Source organism: Microcystis sp., from assembly GCF_048564745.1.
Classification (GTDB): Bacteria; Cyanobacteriota; Cyanobacteriia; order Cyanobacteriales; family Microcystaceae; genus Microcystis; species Microcystis ichthyoblabe_A.
In genome coordinates this window covers 1-19,988 of record NZ_JBLZRT010000039.1, presented here as the reverse complement: position 1 = coordinate 19,988, position 19,988 = coordinate 1, and the positions used below count along the sequence as shown (strand labels likewise).

At 41.9% G+C, this 19,988-nt stretch carries 19 protein-coding genes; 7 read left to right on the top strand and 12 right to left on the bottom strand.

What is annotated here, in order from left to right:
• Positions 1-342: 342 nt before the first annotated feature.
• Positions 343-1,632: a glucose-1-phosphate adenylyltransferase gene (locus ACOCD9_RS06705; RefSeq protein WP_288137114.1), complete on the bottom strand. Its 1,290-nt coding sequence runs from the start codon at positions 1,630-1,632 to the stop codon at positions 343-345.
• 206 nt (positions 1,633-1,838) lie between these two features.
• Between ACOCD9_RS06705 and ACOCD9_RS06700 the strand changes: the two genes are divergently transcribed.
• The 3 genes from ACOCD9_RS06700 to ACOCD9_RS06690 all read left to right on the top strand — a co-directional run bounded on the left by ACOCD9_RS06700 (position 1,839) and on the right by ACOCD9_RS06690 (position 5,352).
• Positions 1,839-3,203 carry a collagen-like protein gene (locus ACOCD9_RS06700; RefSeq protein ID WP_419546840.1) on the top strand — a complete coding sequence of 455 codons (1,365 nt, stop codon included), beginning with the start codon at positions 1,839-1,841 and terminating at the stop codon, positions 3,201-3,203.
• A 334-nt stretch (positions 3,204-3,537) separates the two neighbouring features.
• Positions 3,538-4,524: a tRNA dihydrouridine(20/20a) synthase DusA gene (dusA, locus tag ACOCD9_RS06695; RefSeq protein ID WP_287701108.1), complete on the top strand. Its 987-nt coding sequence runs from the start codon at positions 3,538-3,540 to the stop codon at positions 4,522-4,524.
• Positions 4,525-4,539: 15 nt separating this feature from the next.
• Entirely contained in the window at positions 4,540-5,352 is an 813-nt protein-coding gene (locus tag ACOCD9_RS06690; RefSeq protein WP_002776799.1) for a DUF362 domain-containing protein, read from the top strand.
• A gap of 328 nt (positions 5,353-5,680) precedes the next feature.
• Here ACOCD9_RS06690 and ACOCD9_RS06685 read toward each other — a convergent pair whose 3' ends face one another.
• From ACOCD9_RS06685 to ACOCD9_RS06660, 6 genes are all read right to left on the bottom strand, one after another.
• Positions 5,681-6,031 (bottom strand): Rieske (2Fe-2S) protein, encoded by a 351-nt coding sequence (locus ACOCD9_RS06685; protein ID WP_419546838.1) that lies wholly within the window; start codon positions 6,029-6,031, stop codon positions 5,681-5,683.
• Between the two features lie 8 nt (positions 6,032-6,039).
• The gene (locus ACOCD9_RS06680) at positions 6,040-6,621 is read right to left on the bottom strand and encodes a DUF1997 domain-containing protein (protein ID WP_419546837.1); all 582 of its coding nucleotides are present in this window, start codon (positions 6,619-6,621) and stop codon (positions 6,040-6,042) included.
• A gap of 754 nt (positions 6,622-7,375) precedes the next feature.
• Entirely contained in the window at positions 7,376-7,705 is a 330-nt protein-coding gene (locus tag ACOCD9_RS06675) for a hypothetical protein (RefSeq protein WP_024970037.1), read from the bottom strand.
• On the bottom strand, positions 7,680-8,126 hold the full coding sequence (locus ACOCD9_RS06670) for a hypothetical protein (RefSeq protein WP_193977561.1): 447 nt from the start codon (positions 8,124-8,126) through the stop codon (positions 7,680-7,682). Before ACOCD9_RS06670 ends, ACOCD9_RS06675 begins: the two co-directional genes overlap by 26 nt.
• 12 nt (positions 8,127-8,138) lie before the next feature.
• Complete coding sequence (locus ACOCD9_RS06665) at positions 8,139-9,101, bottom strand: response regulator (RefSeq protein ID WP_419546835.1); 963 nt, start codon at positions 9,099-9,101, stop codon at positions 8,139-8,141.
• Between the two features lie 36 nt (positions 9,102-9,137).
• On the bottom strand, positions 9,138-10,964 hold the full coding sequence (locus tag ACOCD9_RS06660) for an ATP-binding protein (protein ID WP_419546833.1): 1,827 nt from the start codon (positions 10,962-10,964) through the stop codon (positions 9,138-9,140).
• 209 nt (positions 10,965-11,173) lie between these two features.
• Here ACOCD9_RS06660 and ACOCD9_RS06655 point away from each other — a divergent pair, with 209 nt between their 5' ends.
• Positions 11,174-11,632, top strand: coding sequence for a response regulator (locus ACOCD9_RS06655; protein WP_353737349.1), 459 nt, complete (start codon positions 11,174-11,176; stop codon positions 11,630-11,632).
• On the opposite strand, the gene ACOCD9_RS06650 is transcribed toward ACOCD9_RS06655, so the two are convergent.
• Positions 11,633-11,815 (bottom strand): hypothetical protein, encoded by a 183-nt coding sequence (locus ACOCD9_RS06650; RefSeq protein ID WP_002763844.1) that lies wholly within the window; start codon positions 11,813-11,815, stop codon positions 11,633-11,635.
• A 271-nt stretch (positions 11,816-12,086) separates the two neighbouring features.
• On the opposite strand from ACOCD9_RS06650, the gene ACOCD9_RS06645 reads away from it, so the two are divergent.
• The 3 genes from ACOCD9_RS06645 (at position 12,087) to truB (ending at position 15,827) form a co-directional block, all read left to right on the top strand.
• Entirely contained in the window at positions 12,087-13,658 is a 1,572-nt protein-coding gene (locus tag ACOCD9_RS06645; RefSeq protein WP_419546832.1) for a hydantoinase B/oxoprolinase family protein, read from the top strand.
• Positions 13,659-13,785: 127 nt separating this feature from the next.
• On the top strand, positions 13,786-14,832 hold the full coding sequence (gene tsaD / locus ACOCD9_RS06640) for a tRNA (adenosine(37)-N6)-threonylcarbamoyltransferase complex transferase subunit TsaD (protein ID WP_419546831.1): 1,047 nt from the start codon (positions 13,786-13,788) through the stop codon (positions 14,830-14,832).
• A gap of 113 nt (positions 14,833-14,945) precedes the next feature.
• Positions 14,946-15,827 (top strand): tRNA pseudouridine(55) synthase TruB, encoded by an 882-nt coding sequence (truB, locus tag ACOCD9_RS06635; protein WP_419546830.1) that lies wholly within the window; start codon positions 14,946-14,948, stop codon positions 15,825-15,827.
• A 51-nt stretch (positions 15,828-15,878) separates the two neighbouring features.
• On the opposite strand, the gene ACOCD9_RS06630 is transcribed toward truB, so the two are convergent.
• The 4 genes from ACOCD9_RS06630 to ACOCD9_RS06615 all read right to left on the bottom strand — a co-directional run bounded on the left by ACOCD9_RS06630 (position 15,879) and on the right by ACOCD9_RS06615 (position 19,766).
• A complete protein-coding gene (locus ACOCD9_RS06630; protein WP_419546828.1) occupies positions 15,879-16,136 on the bottom strand; it encodes a winged helix-turn-helix domain-containing protein in 258 nt (85 codons plus the stop codon).
• A 101-nt stretch (positions 16,137-16,237) separates the two neighbouring features.
• Entirely contained in the window at positions 16,238-17,284 is a 1,047-nt protein-coding gene (hisC, locus tag ACOCD9_RS06625) for a histidinol-phosphate transaminase (protein WP_287701089.1), read from the bottom strand.
• 312 nt (positions 17,285-17,596) lie between these two features.
• A complete protein-coding gene (ispG, locus tag ACOCD9_RS06620) occupies positions 17,597-18,817 on the bottom strand; it encodes a (E)-4-hydroxy-3-methylbut-2-enyl-diphosphate synthase (protein ID WP_419546827.1) in 1,221 nt (406 codons plus the stop codon).
• Between the two features lie 34 nt (positions 18,818-18,851).
• Positions 18,852-19,766, bottom strand: coding sequence for an alpha/beta fold hydrolase (locus tag ACOCD9_RS06615; RefSeq protein WP_419546826.1), 915 nt, complete (start codon positions 19,764-19,766; stop codon positions 18,852-18,854).
• Between the last annotated feature and the right edge of the window lie 222 nt (positions 19,767-19,988).

Here is a 19,988-nt window from a genome sequence, read left to right as displayed (position 1 = left end):
TTTCAAGACTCGGTTAACAATTTGTAATATTCCTTGTTGACACCCTTACTGACAAAGAAAAAACTGAAATCAAGTCAGGATAAGGGTTGGAGTGCTTACTGCAAAAATTGTTAAGAAAGATCCCTATAAGGGATAGCTTATCAAGGGGGGCAGGGGGGATCGAACCTAAAATCCATTGTTAATTTAACTATAACCAGCTACTTAGGGTTTCAAGGGAATTTTCTAGGTAATTAGCTGGCGAATCGGGAAGCAATTAGCTGAAGCCATCAGTCTTCAGCTAGAACAAGGTGATAATAACTAGAAAAACTGATAACTGATAACTGATAACTGATAACTGATAGATTAAATCACCGTGCCGTCGGGAATAGTGGCATTTTTGAAAATAACCACGATGCCGCTGCGAACATAGAAACCTAAATCTTCGCGATTAGCTTCTTCCACACGATCTTTGTTAACAATTAAAACATTGGAACCAATGCGAGCATTTTTGTCCACAATTGCCCGACGAATAGTGGAACCAGGGCCAATACCCACGGGAATTTTGGCATTTCCGATCAGACTTTCCCGTTCGGGGAAAGACTCATAAAAGTCGGCTCCCATCAGCATTGTATCCTCGATCGTGCAGTCTTTGCCGACTCGACTACGAATACCTAAAATCGAGTGATGGATGCGACATTCTTTGAGAATACAACCTTCAGAAATCATCGATTCTGTCACCGTACAATTGAGCATTTTTGTGGGTGGCAGATAGCGAGAACGGGTATAGATGGGGGCTTTTTCGTCGTAGAAACTAAAGGCGGGATTTGGTTGTTGGGTCAGGGCGAGATTAGACTCATAAAAGGCCTCAATCGTCCCGATATCTTCCCAGTAACCCTTAAATAAATAAGCCTGAAGATTGTAGTCTTTAGCCGCCGAGGGAATAATTTCCTTGCCGAAATCGGTCTGTTCTTTATTGGCATCGAGCAGATCGATTAAAACATTCTTTTTAAAGACATAAATTCCCATGGAAGCGATGTAGGGACTTTGACGGGCTTGGTCGGGACTTAAGCCTAAAATCGTCGTATCTACCCGCATTCTTTCCAATTCTGGCCCTTTGGGTTTCTCGTAAAAATCGACAATTCGCCCCGAATCATTAATTTTCATCACCCCAAAAGCGGAGGCCCGACGTTCATCGATGGGAACCACTGATAAAGTGATGTCGGCGTTGGTTTCCCGATGGCGTTCGATGAACTTGCTGTAGTCCATGCGATAAAGATGATCTCCCGAGAGAATTAGATATTCATCGATATCCCAATCCTTCATCGTCCAGATGTATTGTCGTACCGCGTCGGCAGTGCCTTGGAACCATTGAGGATTCTCCATGGTTTGTTGAGCGGCCAAAACTTCCACGAAACCATCACTAAAACCCGTAAAATTATAGGTACGATTGAGGTGACGATTGAGGGAAGCGGAGTTAAATTGCGTCAACACATAGATTTTGTCAATCTGGGAGTTAATACAATTGCTGACGGGAATATCGATTAAGCGATATTTTCCCGCTAGGGGGACGGCAGGTTTTGCCCGCAGTTTCGTTAACGGATAAAGGCGAGTTCCGGCCCCGCCACCCAAAATAATAGCTAATACTTTTTTCACGCGCGTAACCCTCGCGATTGGCTGTTTCCTTCTCAAAGTAAGTGTAGGATGATAGCGCACCTTATTGATAGAGGGGAAACAAAAATCTAGATCTAAAAGTCATCAAGAGGGAATTGATCGGAGTCTTTGCGGATAAATTCGCTAAAATCATGAATTTCTGGGCTAAATCATTAATATTCACCTTTTTTCTCCCTTTACCGTACCTGGTGCCTGCCACGGTGACGGGCGATCGCTGTTCTTGGTTAGCCCAAAGTTCCGATGTACAAACTTTCGGTAAACAGGGGCAAAGCGGAAAAGCTGGCAAGATCGGCGGCCAAGGCAAAAATAGTGACAGTTTAACCCTTTTTCTCGATGGTTCTCCCCTAAAACTCGATATTTCAGGACAAAAAGGGGTTGATGGTGAAAATGGCAGCAATGGCAGCGATGGCAACTGTAGCGGTCAACCGGGCAACGTCACACGAAATCTCCAGGCGGCCGGTGGTGGTAACGGTGGCAATGGGGGTGATGGGGGTGATGGGGGCAATGGCGGCGCTTTAACCCTCTATGCCACTAATTTAGATTTTCTCCGACAAGTAACGGTCAATGCGGCCGGAGGTGCCGGGGGTTTTGGGGGTCAAGGAGGCCAGGGGGGCAAGGGTTGTCGCTGTTCCCAACCCTTCTGGACAATTCAAACCTGCAGCGGTAGGCCAGGGGATGCCAATTATAGCTGTACCACCCGAGAATTTAGCTGTCAGGATGGTCTGGATGGGGCGACGGGTAATAGTGGTCGTAATGGTCGCGAGGGACGTTTAGGACAGTTAACTTTAATTCAAATCGATCGCCCTTTAACTGCCGATCAACCGAGCGCAACTGTTACCCTTTCCGAGTTAAAAGAACGGGGTTATATTCTCTCTAAAAATAGTTGGGAAACTCGCACTGGGGCAATGTCTTTATTTTCTCCCGGTTCCCTGATCGATGATCAATATCGGATTTTATTAGATCGATCTGAACGTTCTTTTATTTTAATTTGGAATGCGCCCCAAGAGTTTAACCGGTTTGCTAATCAGCGTTTTACTTTAACCCTCGATGATCAAAAGGAAATGAGGGTAACTGTCCCCAGTGAATTGTGGATCGAGGGAACCACTCAAAAACGCAATAATGTTACGGAATTTGTCGTTTATAATGCTGTTTTTGAACGAGATGTCACCCAATTAGAAGCAAAAGGTATTACAGGAAATGGTACTGATTTAAGGCTTTTTCTCGAAGATAAAGCTTCCCAATCAAATTTAATCGGCACTAAATTTAAACTGCGTTATCGCGTCACTCGTTGGCAAGCAGATGACCTGCAAACCAGTCCCAGAACCGATTTTGTCACTCGCTATGAAGGAGATATGCCTGCTAATTTGGTTCGACAGGAGGGCAATCAATTTATTCTCGATATCGGTCAATTACCCTTACCCGTGGAATCTTTGCGATCGGGTACGGGGATAGAAATCGAGTTACTTGCTACTCGTTCTTTTGCTGGTTATTCCAAAGAACAAAAAATCGTCATCCGCGACACGATTAAAGGGGCAAATATCCCACGGAGATAAGTCAAAAAAGTCCCCTTCTCCTTTCTCTCGTGCAGTCTTAACCAGTAATTTAGATAGCCAACTTAAGTAGCTGGTTATAATTAAATTAAAAATAGATTTTAGGTTCGATCCCCCCTTAGTACTAGGGTTGATTCATAGTAGGGTTGATTCATGAATCAACCCTACCCTTAGTCCCCCCTTGATAAGGGTGGTGTCTGATAATTTTTAACGCCTACCTACTTACCAAAAAGCTTTAAAATATGTTGAGAGGAAGACCGGTTCTTCTCTGGGGAAACCCAGAGAATGCCGCGATCAGCGATCAATGGCTACCCTCAAGGAGAAAATCAAGGGAAAGATGGGCAATATTTTAAGTGTGGCGCCGATGATGGATTATACCGATCGCCATTTTCGCTATTTTTTGCGACAAATTAGCCGTCGTCCCCTTCTCTACACGGAAATGATCACGACGATGGCGATCAAACACGGCGATCGCTATAAGTTGCTGGGGTTCTCCCTAGCAGAAAAACCTCTAGCTTTGCAGTTAGGGGGTGATAATCCCTATATTTTGGCAGAATGTGCTAAAATAGCCGAATATATGGGTTATGACGAGGTAAATCTCAATGTGGGTTGTCCTAGTTCTAGGGTAAAAGAGGGCAATTTCGGCGCTTGTTTGATGGCTAACCCGGAATTAGTCGCTAGGGGAATATCGGCAATGAATCAAGCTGTATCGATTCCCGTGACTGTAAAACAGAGAATTGGTATTGATGATCAGGATAGTTACGAAAATATGGCGAATTTTGTCCGTATTGTCGCAGATGCGGGTTGTCAACGTTTTACCATCCATGCGCGGAAAGCTTGGTTACAGGGATTAAGTCCTAAGGAAAATCGCACTGTCCCCCCCCTGCGTTACGATGATGTTTATCGCCTAAAAAATCAGTTTCCCCATTTGTTTATTGAAATTAATGGCGGTATCATTAATTTAGAACAGGCTAGACAACATTTACAATTAGTAGATGCGGTCATGATCGGTCGGGCAGCCTACGATAATCCCTATTTATTTGCCACAGTCGATCGAGATTTTTATGGGGAATCGGTTACTCCTCCTACCCGGGAAGAAGTAATCAAAAAAATGCTTCCCTACGTCGATGAGTGGGTGAGTAAAGGTTATAAATTACACCAGATCAGCAAACATCTTTTACAGCTTTTTGCCGGTCAGCCCGGAACTAAAGCCTGGAAGCGTTATATTAGTGAAAATAGCCATTTTCCTGGGGCCGATTCTGGGGTAATCTGGCAAGCTTTAGAGCAGGTAAATTCCCTAAATGATCTGGCCAATTCCCATTAATTTATTTTCTTTTCTATGATTACCCAATCCTCAATTACTGCCGGGGTAAAAAATTCAGCTATGGCGGATTTTGTTTATCAACCTCCCCCGGCAGCTATCACAGCTAAACGTATTTTAATTAAACCTAATTTAGGTTATCCTGTGCCACCACCAGTAACGGTTAGTCTGCCGGTATTAAGTCAAGTTTTGCGGGGATTGAGGGGGGTAAATCCAGGAGCAGAAATTATCTTATTAGAGGGAGTTTGTTCTGCTATTTCTTTGAGAGAAATTATCGATATTTTGGGGGTAAAATCTATTCTCGATCCTGGAATAACTATTCTTGATGCTGATAGTTTAACCCAGCAAGAATATCCGAATCTTTCCCCTTTTCCTGTCCGGTTTCCCTCGATGTTTGCCCCTAAAATTATCGAAGAAGTGGATTGTCGGATCACAATTGGAACCTTAAAACGCACCCATTTAAAGGATAAACCCTTGATTTCTGCTTCTTTAAAAAATCTCTATGGACTCTTTCCCCGTAGTCATTATAAAGCCCGTAGTCCCAACTCGCGGGGGCAATTACATCGCCCCTCCGTACCGCTAATTTTACAGGATGTTTATTTTTGTATCGGTCATCTTTTTGATGGGGCAGTGGTGGACGCTAATCTTAAATATTTTAGTAGTAATTGGCGACCGGATCGAGGAAAATCTATTCCTCTGGGTCAAGTATTTTGGGGTGATGATATGATTAGCGTGGATCGCAGTGCTTGCCTGTTGGGTGATGAACCGATGCCGAGTTATTTAGATGCGATCGATTTGCTTCGTTCTCAACTTTTAAACGAAACTAATTAGGGTTTACTGAAAAAGTTTGTTGGTGGGGTTAGGAGTCAGGAGCCGGTCGTCAGGAGGGGAAGTCAGAATAACAGAATGACCTCGCGCAATCCTGTTTAAAAAATATACAGGAGAGTGGGGATCACCGGAGCGGGGTAGGGTTGATTCATGAATCAACCCTACCTGGAATCAACCCTACCTGGAATCAACCCTAGGAGCGGGGTAGGGGAACAATCCATAACTGGGTTTTTACGGAAGCGAGCTAGGTGCGTTTGGCATTCTCCGAGATTAACCCATTGTCGAGTGAACTGCTCTTTAGGTTGCCCAAAACCCCCCCTCGGTGAGGATGTCAAGCGTCTATCCAGATGCTGCCGTCTTCGATGCGAAGGGGATAAACGGGTAAAGCTTGGGGTTGAGAAACTGCCGCCATCGCTTTGTTAACCACAGGGGGCCAGGTAATCCAATCTTTGACAGCACCGCTACAGAGATCAAAAGAACTACGATGCCAGGGACAAACGATCGCGCCGTCCTCGGTAATTTTGCCCTTCGTCATCGATAATTTTAAATGGGGACAACGGCTGCCGACGGCGTGGAATTGACCGTTATTGTTAATCAACAGAATGGAATTTTCCCCCACTTTTACCACTTGACGGGCGCCGGGGACAAGGGAATCTACAGATAATACTTTTGTCCAACTCATATTTTTATTTAACCAAGGGAGAGATCGAGAATGGTTTCGGGGTAATTTTGGGCAATAATATCCTGTTTAGCCCATTGTTGGTAATCTTGCAACAATTGACTCATTAAACGCTGTTTAATCCGCAATAAAACCCCTTTTAAGAGACTATTGCCGGCGATTTCTAACAGCGGACGCGGGGTTAACCATAATGGTGGTGGTAGGGCGACTTTCACCTCAAGATTGGCTTTTCCCGCTAGATAGGTTTGATTATTTTTTTCCACAGGAGCGAGTTTGCCTTGAACATTGAGGCTAAAGCGATCGTTGATATAATCAATACCTTTGATCTGACAGTCTTCTGATTGCAAAAATATCGTCCCCTCAGAGGTGGCCCAGACATTAAGAATAACCGTGGGCTGAAAATAGTACATATTCAAAAAGTTTAGGGGACGCATTTTTAGGCGAAACCGATTCTCAGACAGGTGTTCTGTTAAGCTAGTCTCAACGATAGCCTGTACTAATCTTTGCGGTTGACGCAGATAATGCTGAATCGGTATGGTTTGTTCAGCAACAACAATTTCTAGGGATTCGGCAGCGGTAAAAGTTACTTCCATACGTTGGTTATCTTAAATTTGTCTCCCTTCTTAATTTTACTTTACAAAACTTATACTTTTCGACGGTCCAGATGTAGAAATTTTACCGCTAAGAGGGGACACAAACCAGATTTTTGCCCAAAGTTGGGCTTTTTTCAGTGATCAGTGATCAGTGGGGGGTTTTAAGTCAAGAGTGGGGGGGAGCGGGCAGCAATTCTCATTTTAAGGTTTCATGACATTAAAACCCTTGCACCTAGAGGGGTTAATAATTCTTAACGAATCTCTAGATCGCTGAAACAACGCAAAATCGTTTCAAAATGAGAATTGCTGCCCCAACTAGGCCCACAAGAGCGGCATCGCACTTTAACCCACAGCTTCAATCCATGGGCATGGTGCGTTCCCCAAAAATCGATCGCTGGAGCAGTGGGACTTGCATTAGGGAACGCACCCTACAAGATCGGCGATCGCACTATTGTATTTAGATTGTAAGACGGATTCGATGGTGGGTGCTGTTATGGTGAGTTTTAACTAGCTGCTTATGGCTGATTGTCTCAGTCAAGGGGACAATTTGCTAACTGGGAGGGCGAGTTTCTAACGTAGTAGGTTTTCTTTTCTACAATCGTAAGTAGTCGTGCAAAATTAATTTCCTAGTGAAGATAGGCAAGAGGCAAGAGACAAGAAGCAAGAGGTGGTTAGATATGTGTAATTAATTTTGCTTAGGTACTTATAGCACCACTCAGATTAGTCTTCTTTACTCATAAGTCAACTCCGTTGCTTATTTCTGATCGATTCTTAGGAAAGATGTATAAGCATTGCCAAACCATCCTAAAACCATGTAGAAAACATTATTGATATAGTCAGGCACTTTTTCACTTCTATAAAAAACAGCATAAATAAACATAGTTAAACCAAAAAAAACTAAGATTGTCGCTAAAATCCAATTAGTTGTTAAAATTAGCTTAGTGGTTGCTAGATCTTTAGAAGATGGACGCTTAGATGGGTTTTGAGGAGCTTCACCCAATTCTTCAAGAGGAATAGTTTCATAAGAATTAGTTTCAATCTTACCGAGAAAAGTATAGTTAAGAAAGCGCACAATCTTCTTCATCACAATTAAACCCCCATTTTTGTCTTGGTGCATTAAACACGACTTTATTCTGATTTAAAATGTCTCTACCAATGGCAGCATATTCTTTACTGGGAATTGATACGACTTCAATCTCACCCTGAAAATCTATCTGGTTTGTAGTATCAATTACTCTAAGGTATATTAGATATGTTGGCAGTTCACCAGTCTGATTATTAGCCATTCTGAATGACCTTTGTCCAAAAGGATATAGAGGACTTATCCTTGCTAACTCTTGAATAATTTCTCCAGGAACAACAGTCATTACTGCACCAGTGTCAATAATAGCTAGAATGGGACGACTAATAATAGATTTATCTGAGGTATGAGAAACTACAATCTTAGCTTCTGGACATAGTGGATATAGACCACTTGGTGATTGGAGATTACCGTATTTGTACATAGTCTTTATCCTTTATTCAAATTTGTAGAATATATCTAAAGAACTTGGTAAGTCAATCACGACATCTGCTTCGTCTGTCAGGATACTTGTCTTTTTAACAACTTTTTGAACTTTTGTAAATAATTTTAGTTGTGATTTTTCGGGATACTTCTCCCTTATGAATTTCAGCAGTTCTTGTTCATCTGTAATTTCTGGAAAAACTTGCTCGCCACCTACAAAAGCAACATACTTGCTTTCGTATTTTGCCAACCAATCCCTATCTGATTGACATTTTTCGTATGCTTCAAAATTGCTATCCATATCTGAAAGTAATTTTTTATCATTAGGTATAGATAATGTAGCACTTGTATTTTTTGCCGATAGTTGTTCAAGTTCAAGTTTTTGTCGATCTCTTTCTAATTCTAACTTTTCTTTTTCAGGCAGTTCAATAGATATAAGTTTTTGTCGATCTCTTTCTAATTCTAACTTTTCTTTTTCAAGCAGTTCAATAAATATATTTCGATACTCATCATCACTATTCTTAATTTTATTCTGTATTTCATCAATGAGTTGCCGTAGGGATTTGATAAAATCAGCAGCAATCCTACAGGCACCTTCTTTTAATTTAGTTCCTTTCTCTTTATAAGCTACCAAGTTTTTGTCTATTTTACGCGCTTGTCTTTCATACTTAGGATATGCTGACCACATTACTACACGAATGTTTTCATCTATTGCTTTGAGTTTTGTTAAAGCATCTAAACCTTCAGCGGGATTGTTCCCAATTTTATTATCAAGAATATAAATTCCCGCTTCTTTATTTCTGGCATACGCAGCAACTTCATCACTGTTTCTTGCCATTTTGACTGTCCAGCCTAATTTCCCTTCTATAACCTCTTTGATAGCCTCCTCTGCTGCTGGGCTATCCTCCATTACTACAACTTCTTTTTTCAAGACTGCCTTGCACATAGATCGATTATCAAATATTGCTGCTGACATTTTAATTCTCCTTTTGTTGTGTTTTTACATTATGGATCAACTTTGATACCATTTGAGCGGAATATTTACAAAAAATGTGGTTCCCTTGCCAACGGTGGAGTCGTAGTATATTTTACCACCATGTTCGCGCAGGATTTCACTGACGACATACAGCCCCATGCCTGTACCTCCTTCAGATTTGCGAGTCGAAAATCCTTTTTTGAAAACTTCATCTTTGATTTCATTGGGTATGCCTGATCCATTGTCTTCAATGCTAATCTGTATATATTCTATACCATCAGATGTCACAATGAAAGTTTTGATGAAAATCTTTGCTTTTTTGGGCTTGGCTTTTTCAATAGCTTCTATCGCATTGGCAATTAAGTTATGGATGATTTGCTTAAATTTCGTTTCGTCAACCTCAATGATTGGTATGGTTTTGTCTGGTATAATTACAACTTCAATGTCTCTGGAAGCCAAATCAAAAAACTTGGCAGCCTTTCTTACTAAGTCATTGATATCGATAGCGGTAGGAACGCTAGATTCTGATTCAAATTCAGATCTTATACCTTCTATACGCCTGTCTATCCATTCTATTTGCTCACTAACAATTCGCTCTTTTTCTCTATTACTTTTGCCACTATCACTCAACAGTTTTTGTAGGTTATAAGAGATGTCAATTAATTCATTCTTATATTCGTGAAGGAAGCTCTTTAAATTAGTGTCAAATCCTTGAGCATAAACCTTATTGTGGAATTCACGCTTTTCATTTTCTAATTCTATTCTTTCTTTAGATAACTCTTCTTTGTACTGAACTATGTATATAATCGCAGCCGTCAAAAATGATATGGTCCTCAAAAATGATTTATCGCTATCAGAAAATTCATGCTTGTAGCCAGTATAAACAGAGATATTGCCAACAACATTATCTTCAATTGAAAGTGGTACACACGCATGAGATTTTAAGCTATTTTTTTCTATCCATGTTTTATTAAAATATGGTTTTTTGTAGTTTTCAATATCATTGATATACTCGGCAGTGTTGGTTTTAAATACTTGTCCTACAATGCCATCTACCACTTTTACTGGCTTATTGTCGCGTTCTCCACAAATGTCATTTGTTGTAGATATTTTGACGATTTCTAATTCATTGTTTTTATTCTTGATACGCAAGATACAAACCTTATAAGGAGTCAGGTCTGAAACCAGATCGTCGGCAATTGATTCTAGTATTTTTGTAAATTCATTTTGATTGAATTTATGCTCCGCTCCTAAAGATATAATTTCTTGAGTGATTTTATTATATTCTTCTAGATTTTTCCTTCTACCAAAATCTGATATGATCTTAGAAACAGTGGTGCTAATTAGCATTAACCAGGATAAATCTTCATTTTGGAATCCATTGCTGTCACTTTTATTTAACACTTCTAATGTACCAAAAGTTCTATTCAAGCCATTGAGAGGAACTGAAATACCGCACCTTAAATATCCTAAAGTATCCTGATATTCTTTGCCATACTTCATATCTGGAAAATCTCTCATAATATTATTAGAATATTGTGGTTCTCCATAAGTTGAATCCAATAAATCTAAGCCAGTAGGAGGTACTGCCTTTCCAGAAAAACTTTCGTCAGGTTTGTAAGTTTCGTCAGCCAGCCATGACGCAGGGAGAGGATTACCCTCTCTATCAACGCCATCAATACCAAAGCGTTTGAGGACACCATCCTTAGAAAAAAGAAAAATCGATGCCACTTGCACGTTTAATTTCTCGCGCACTTCTTGCAGTGCTACCTGTATGGCTTCTTCCTGACTCTTACAGCGGATGAGAGTCTTGCTGACTTGATTGAGACTGCGAAGCTGTATTAGTATCTGTTCTCTCTCCATAACCAGCGCCTCACTACTACTCTGTAAATGGCTACAATTTTAAATTCCGGATTTCGGATTGTCAGCGGTAACTTTACAAAAGTTTACGGTAGGGTTTCATCCATTATAACTTCGTCCATTGCATCACATAAACCGAAGAACCTGAATTGGGGTGATGGGGTGATGGGAAGTGTCGTGAAGTGAAGGCAAAAAGACAAACAGCCTCTACAATGATAAAAGGTGAGACCTCTAGGGAATGCAAAATAATTATCATGAAGCCAAGAGACCTAATTAAAGTCTTAATTGCTGACGATCAAGAGTTAACCTGTTTAGGACTCAAGATTTTAATTTCCCAGCAGCAGGATTGTCAGGTGGTGGGAATTGCGGTTAATGGTCAACAGGCGATCAACTTGGCGAAAAGTTGTCAACCAGATGTAATTATTTTAGATATACAGATGCCTGTCTTAGATGGACACAGCGCCGCTATTCAAATCAAACAATTCGACCCTTATATTCGCATTATCGCCTATAGTTCCTTGCCAAAGCTTCCAATGGAAAAAAATAATCAAAGTATAGCTTTTGACCTATACTGCTCTAAAGATATATCTTCCCAAGCTCTGATCAAAGCGATCGATGACTTGGGAAAATTAGCACAATCGGACAAACATCAATCCCGTCGAGTCGGATAGTTAACTAAGTTTTTCTTCAGGAAAAGTTGCTTGAAACTCATCGAGTAATTCATCCAACTCCTCAAGAGCTTGATTAACATCTAATCTCAGGCCGCCAATGTCGGGTTTATCGCGCAATTGCAGTAAATAATCGCGTTTATTAGCCATTTGTTGCACTTTATCGATCAAGCTGGTTTTATCCATAATTCACCCTCTGGTACTGACTGCGATTATATCTCAGTCAGCCCATATCAGTGGATCTCCCGCAAAAATCAAAAATCTTCTCTTGGGTGAGGAGACAGAAAACCCTGAGACAGGAGGATAAAAAAAGACAAGAGACAAGCACCCTATCTATAAAAACTACAATTATGTCAAATTTATCTGATATTTTCGATATTTTAGCCCGATAGCGGCTCGATAACCTAACTTCTGTAGCAGATATACTGATGACTGATAACTAATAACTGATTTTCCTATGTCCCCCCTCAATTCTCACCGCTCAGAAATAACTACCGTTGCCGATCCTATTTATCTAGAAATCTTTAAAAATCTCTATCAATTTATTGCCGAAGAAATGGGGATTACTCTCCAAAATACGGCAGCAAGTGTCAATATTAAAGAGCGCCTAGACTTCTCCTGTGCTATCTTTGATGAGATGGGAAATTTAATCGCTAATGCTCCTCATATTCCCGTCCATTTAGGCTCTATGTCCGATAGCGTTAAAAGCTTAATTCAGGATAAAGGTGAGACGATTCGTCCGGGGAATGTTTATCTGGCTAATAATCCTTATAATGGCGGTACTCACCTGCCAGATGTCACAGTAATTAGTCCTATTTTTGATCGCCAAAATCAGGAAATATTATTTTATCTTGCCTCCCGGGGACATCAAGCTGATATCGGTGGCATTACCCCCGGTTCTATGCCTCCTCACTCTGTTCATATTAGCGAAGAAGGAATTTTATTCGATAATTTTTTGTTGGTAGCGGCGGGACATTTTCGGGAACAAGAATTAATTAATCACTTAACTAATAGTCCTTTTCCTGCACGCAATATCGCCCAAAATATTGCCGATTTTCAGGCACAAATAGCTGCTAATGCCAAGGGGGAAAGAGAATTACATAATATGGTTGATCGCTACGGATTAGCTATGGTTAAAGCCTATCAACAGTTCGTTCAAGATAATGCGGAATTGGCGGTTAGAAAAGCTATATCTGTCTTAAAAGATGGTGAATTTACCTATTATCTAGATAACGGTGCTGTCATCAAGGTCAGAATTAGCATAGATATTGATAATTGTCAAGCAACCATTGATTTTACTGGCACATCTGACCAGTTAAATAATAATTTTAATGCACCCCTAGCAGTGACAAGAGCGGCGGTTTTATACGTTTTTCGTACCCTTGTGGAGGAGGCAATTCCTTTAAATGCTGGCTGTTTCAAACCCCTCCATTTAATTATCCCATCTGGCTGTTTTCTTAATCCCGTTTATCCAGCGGCCGTAGTAGCAGGAAATGTGGAAACTTCCCAGGCCATAGTTAATGCTTTATACGGCGCTTTAGGCATTCAGGCAGCCAGTCAAGGAACGATGAATAATTTCACTTTTGGCAATCAAGAATATCAATATTATGAGACTATTTGTGGCGGTTCTGGTGCGGGAGCAAATTTTGCGGGAACTGCTGCCGTACAAACCCAGATGACTAATTCCCGTCTCACCGATCCGGAAGTATTAGAAATGCGCTATCCTGTGTTAGTAGAAAGTTTTAGCATTCGCCAAGATAGTGGCGGTAAGGGACAATATTCTGGAGGTGATGGTGTAATTAGAAGAATTAAATTTCAAGAGGCTATGACCGCCAATATTTTATCGGGTAATCGCCAGATTCCCCCCTTTGGACTAGCGGGAGGAAAAGCCGGTAAAATAGGACGTAATGCCGTGGAAAGAAACGATGGAACTATCGAAGAATTGCCCGGTACTGCGACTGTAGAAATGAACCCCGGTGATATTTTTATTATTGAAACCCCCGGCGGTGGTGGCTATGGAAATTGCTGAACGATAACTTTAATTTTAATTAAGTACCTAAGCAAAATTAAGTAAGTGGTTATAATTAAATTAGAGATAGATCCCCCCTTAATCCCCCCTTAATAAGGGGGGTGTCTGACGATTTACTGATTAAATCATGACAATTATCTTAGCGATCGAAACCAGTTGCGATGAAACGGCTGTGGCTATTGTTAACAATAACCAGGTGTTGAGTAGTGTGGTTTCCTCTCAAATTGATCTCCATCGTCTCTATGGCGGTGTTGTGCCGGAAATGGCCTCCCGACAACACCTAGAAACCATTAATTTTTGTCTAGAAAAAGCTTGGCAAGAAACGGGTTTAAATTGGTCAGAAATTGATGGAATAGCCGCCACAGTTGCCCCCGGTTTAGTAGGTGCTTTAATGGTGGGAATGACGGCAGCCAAAACCCTCGCTATTGTCCACGATAAACCCTTTATCGGCATTCATCATCTCGAAGGTCATATCTATGCTTCCTATCTCGCTGAACCCGATCTTAAACCCCCTTTTTTATCTCTTTTAGTCTCCGGGGGTCATACCAGTTTAATCCATGTGCAGGCCTGCGGTAAATATCAACAATTAGGAACCACTAGAGATGATGCAGCCGGAGAAGCTTTTGATAAAGTGGCACGATTATTAAACTTAAGTTATCCGGGTGGTCCGATAATCGATCGCATGGCCAAAGATGGTAATCCCCAAGCTTTTCCCTTTCCTGAAGGTAAAATATCTTTACCAACTGGCGGTTTTCATGCCTACGATTCCAGTTTTAGCGGTTTAAAAACTGCCGTTTTGCGCTTAGTAGAGAAATTCGAGCCAGATAATTTACCCGTAGCTGATATAGCCGCTAGTTTTCAAGATACGGTAGCCAGAAGTTTAACCCGTCGGACAATCAATTGTGCCTTAGATTATGGCTTAAAAACTATCGCGATCGGGGGAGGAGTAGCTGCTAATAGTGCCTTAAGAAATCATCTGGAAACTGCCGCCAAAAATCATGATTTAACCGTCTATTTTCCGCCACTTAAACTCTGTACAGATAACGCCGCTATGATTGCTCGCGCTGCTGTTGATCATTATGATCTGGGTCATTTTTCTGACCTTTCTCTCGGTGTTCGTTCCCGTTTACCTTTAAGCGAAGTTATGCAATTATATAATACGTCAGATTTTTAGATATCAGCCGTCAGTATTCAGAATTGAGGAGATTGCTTTTATCTATTCTCCCCATCACCCCATCACCCCACCACCCCACTTCATAATTCATAATTCATAATTCATAATTTATAATGTTTGGCTTTTTAAATCTCAATAAACCCCCCGATTGGACTTCTCATGATTGTGTGGCCAAAGTCCGAAAAATTCTTAAGACTAAACGAGTCGGCCATGGCGGAACTTTAGATCCTATGGCCACGGGAGTTTTACCGATCGCCGTCGGATCTGCCACCCGATTACTGCCCTATTTACCCGAAAATAAGGCTTATCGGGCAAAAATCCAGTTAGGACTCAGCACCGATACCGATGATATTACGGGAAAAGCGATCGCCACTTGTCCCTGTGCCGATTTAACTTTAGAGGCAGTTAAACCCCATTTAGCGGAATTTATTGGCAATATTGCCCAGATTCCGCCGATGTATAGTGCTATTCAAAAGGATGGTCGCCGTCTCTACGAATTGGCACGCAAAGGGGAAATAATCGCAGTGGAGCCTCGTCAGGTCAAAATTGACCAAATTACGGTTTTAGGCTGGTTAGAGGGCGAATTTCCACAAATAGAGCTAGATATTCACTGTGGATCGGGGACTTATATCCGTTCCCTGGCCAGAGATTTGGGCAAGGTGTTAGCTGTGGGTGGCACTTTAGCCAGTTTAACTCGCACGGAAAGCTGTGGTTTTCAATTAGCTGATAGTATTAATCTCGAAGCTTTAATGGCTAATTCTGAGGCTTTAATTTCGCCTCGCATTGCCTTGGCACATCTAGACTGGATTTCTTTGACATCAGAAAGAGTTATCGATTGGTTTCACGGCAGAAAAATTAATCTCACCGATACAAATGTTATGATCGGTTCTCTGGTTGCCGTGGAGTCTTTAGAAGCTCAATTTGTCGGCATTGCTGAGATAGTTGTCAGAGAAGATGAATACTACCTACAGCCTAAAATAGTTATTCAGCAATAGGGTTAATAATAAACACTTTTTCTATATCTTAAGTATGCTTATCTGGACAAACTAAGCTTTTTTATCAACAGTATAAACCCACTGATTATGATTTTTTTTGGCCACGATTTTTTTAGAAGCGACCAAAGATTTTAGACAAAGATTGAGCATAGAAACGGGACGATTTAAGCGCTCACTCAATTCTTGAACTGTGATTCCTTGTGGATAAAATTGCATAAGTTCAAAAACTTGTGCGCTAGTATTTAGTCCTTTTGTCGGACTAATAATCTTGATAGCCAAGGCTAGTAATCGGGAGAAACGACAGGCCATTAGACCCTTGTTTGTCGCTGCTTTGTTCCGATAGATCTAGCCTTTTTTTCGAGAATTTATTAGGGTTTAAAATGCTAATAAAACCTTGACGGAAATAGAGATTAATTTGTTCCCATAATCTCTTGAATAGCAGATAAAAGACGATCAATTTCCTCATCAGTGCCGATAGAAATCCGCACATAATTCTGAATGCGAGGATGCTTAAAGTATCGCACTAATATCTGACGCTCTTTGAGTTGATTATATAACTCACTGGCACTAATCTGGGGGGGAGAAGCGAGGATAAAATTAGCTTCCGAGTCAAAAACAATAAATCCCAACTCGCGCAAAGAAGTAATTAAACGGCCGCGGGTTTGACGGACTTTTTGCCAAACTTGCTCAAAATAATTATGGTGTTTTAAAGCTGCTGTGGCTAAAGTTTGAGCGATGCGATCTAAATTATAGGAATCACGCACCTTATCCATCTGTTCGATAATTGCCCTGGAAGCAAAACCGAAACCGACTCTTAACCCCGCTAAACTATAACTTTTCGACATAGTGCGACTAATGATGACATTATCGTAACGGGAGAGAAAATCGAGATGATTGTCATCACTAAAATCCACATAAGCTTCATCAATTAATACCACTCCCGACGCATTAGCACAGGTTGCTTCTAAATAGTCGCGATCAAGATGTTTACCGAGGGGAGGATTAGGAGAAGCCAGAAAAATTAATTTCGCTTCCGGACAAATAATCGGTCCTTCCAATGCAAATTTATCATTAGTGGGAAATTCGATAATATTTGCCCCGTGTACCCGGGCAATTGTCTCGTAAAGGGAATAGGTTAAATCTAAAAAAGCGACACTTTCGCCAGGGTTAACAAAAGTTCGCAGGGCGATATTAAGGATATCATCGGAGCCATTACCCGCGATTATCTGATCGGCTGTTATGCCGTATAATTCCGCCGCCGTTTGCCGTAACTCTTTGGAGATAGGATCGGGATAGAGTCGGACTTTCTCTAATTGCTCTGGCAGGTGGGCAAAAATTTCCGCCGGTGGGGGATAGGGATTCTCATTGGTGTTAAGTTTGGTAAATCCCGCGCTTTGGGGCTGTTCTCCCGGAGTGTAAGCGGGGGTTTGACGAACACAATCGCGTGTAGGTAGCATGGACTCTCTGGGGCGGCAATTTCTAGCAAGCTTTCTATTGTAACAAATCCTCGCCGATGATCGGGGGTTGAATAGATGTCAACCCCCAATGGTAAAACTAATTAGGGTTGGCTGAATAAATCTAAAAACCTTGTTGGATAATATCTTTAGGCTTTTTTGAAATCAAAACGTGCCAGCGATTGGAGTGATTGGGGGGAAAATTCAGGGACTTTTTTCCTGAAAATTAGGTAATTGACTCCCTGAAAATGGGTAAAACCCCACACCCCACACCCCACACCCTGCCACCAGGAAAAACTTTTCAGCAAACCCTAATTAAGGTTCTACCCAACGGCCATCGGCTTTAATTAAATTAATCAACTCGTTGACACCTTCACTTTCGGGGACCCGTTTAATTTCCTCGCGACCGCGATAAAGGGAGATATAACCAGCCTGTTTCCCCACATAACCATAGTCTGCGTCGGCCATTTCTCCCGGTCCATTGACAATACAACCCATAACGGCGATATCGAGTCCAGTCAGGTGTTGAGTCGCTCCCCGCACTTGCTGCAGGACATCTTCTAAATTAAAAAGAGTGCGACCACAGGAAGGACAGGCAACGTATTCGACCATGGTTTTCCGCAGTCCCAGGGCCTGGAGAATGCTGTAACAGACGGGAATTTCCTTTTCGGGAACTTCCGTCAGAGAAACGCGAATCGTATCACCAATACCGTCCGCTAAGAGAGTGGCAATCCCGGCAGTGGATTTAATTCGTCCGTATTCCCCATCTCCTGCCTCAGTAACCCCCAAATGCAGGGGATAATCCATCCCTAACTCGTCCATGCGCTTAACCATGAGACGATAGGCGGCCACCATCACCGGCACCCGGGAAGCTTTCAGGGAAACCACCAGATTGCGAAAATCGAGGGATTCGCAGATGCGGATAAATTCTAAAGCCGACTGTACCATTCCTTCGGGGGTGTCACCGTAGGTAAAGAGCATTCTTTCGGCCAGAGAACCATGGTTAACGCCGATTCGCATCGCTTTACCTTGATCTCGCAGGGAAACTACCAAAGGTTTCAGAGTTTCGGCAATTTTTTCGCCAATTTCATCAAATTCTGCTTGACTATACTCGCTGCGGTCGGCTTTCGGTTTCTCGAAAACGTACAAACCGGGGTTAATCCGCACTTTATCGACGTGCTTGGCCACTTCTAGGGCGATTTTCATGCCGTTGTGATGTACATCGGCTACTAACGGCACGGGTTGATAGGTGGCGAGCAGTTTTTCCCTAATTTTAGCTAAAGCGGTGGCGTGAACCAGACTCGGCACGGTGACGCGGACAATTTCACAACCGACTTCATGGAGGCGACGGATACCGGCCACGGAACCATCTATATCAAGGGTATCCTCGTTAATCATCGACTGCACGACCACGGGATGACCACCACCGATGGTAACGCTACCTACCCGGACGGGACGGGTTTTGCGTCGGTGAATCGTGGTGTCGAATTCGGAGGCAGTTGCAGGGGGGTTGAGCGTCGATTCCAAGGTTTGCATAGGACTATCACCAACAATCACTCTCCCTATTCTCTCAAAGAACAGCAACAGATTCTAGCCACTCTAATAAAATTGGGTTAAAACGATCCGGACATTCATCCTGTAAACAATGACCTGCCCGGTCAAATTCTACATATTTAATCCTAGGATTAAGGGAGACAAAACCCCGGGCTAACTGGACGGGAACCATCCGATCTTGCTTGCCCCAACATAATAAAATCGGGATTTCTAAGCGTGGTAAAATTAACTTTGCCGGTGGACAATATTCGGGATGATTGACAGCTTGTGCTAGGGAAATAAAGGCCTCCGCTGCCCCCTCATCTAGGGTTGGGGCGGCGATAATTTGTACTAATTCGTCGCTAACTGCTTTCTTGTCTTCGTAGGCGATTCCTGTCCATTTTTTCAAGACTTGCGGACGACGCAGATAGTAAAATATCGGTTTTAATAGCCAAGGCGAAGTGAAAAAGTTTTCGATGGGAGTGACGATATTTAATAACCAATCGGCAATCATTTCCCGCCGACGGCTGACATCGGGTAAACTGAGCATAACTAATCCGGCTAACATTTCCGGATATTTACCCCCTAGGGCCATACAAACTAAAGAACCGATCGAATTTCCCACTAATACCACCGGTCTATTGATAAAAGTTTGCCAGAAATCATGTATTTGTTCCACCCAGAGATTAACGGTATAGGGAACCTGCACTTTGCGCGAACCACCAAAACCTAATAAATCTACCGCGTAAACTCGATGATTTTGGCTGAGAATAGGAATATTATGGCGCCAATGTTCGATCGCCGCTCCAAATCCGTGCAGTAAAATTAAAGGGGGATTATCGGCATCTTGGGGGTTTTTTGCCGGCATAAAACTATAACGAATTTGCCAACCGCGCCACACCCAATCCCGTTGATAACCGATGCGTTCTGTCCAAGCTGGTGAAGTTGTCACTTAAGTCAAACAATTAAGAGGTTTTCAGGAAATATCACTCTAAGTAGGTAGGATTTAAAAATTATCAGATGCCCCCCTTATTAAGCTATCCCTTATAGGGATCTTTCTTAACAATTTTTGCAGTAAGCACTCCAACCCTTATCCTGACTTGATTTCAGTTTTTTCTTTGTCAGTAAGGGTGTCAACAAGGAATATTACAAATTGTTAACCGAGTCTTGAAAG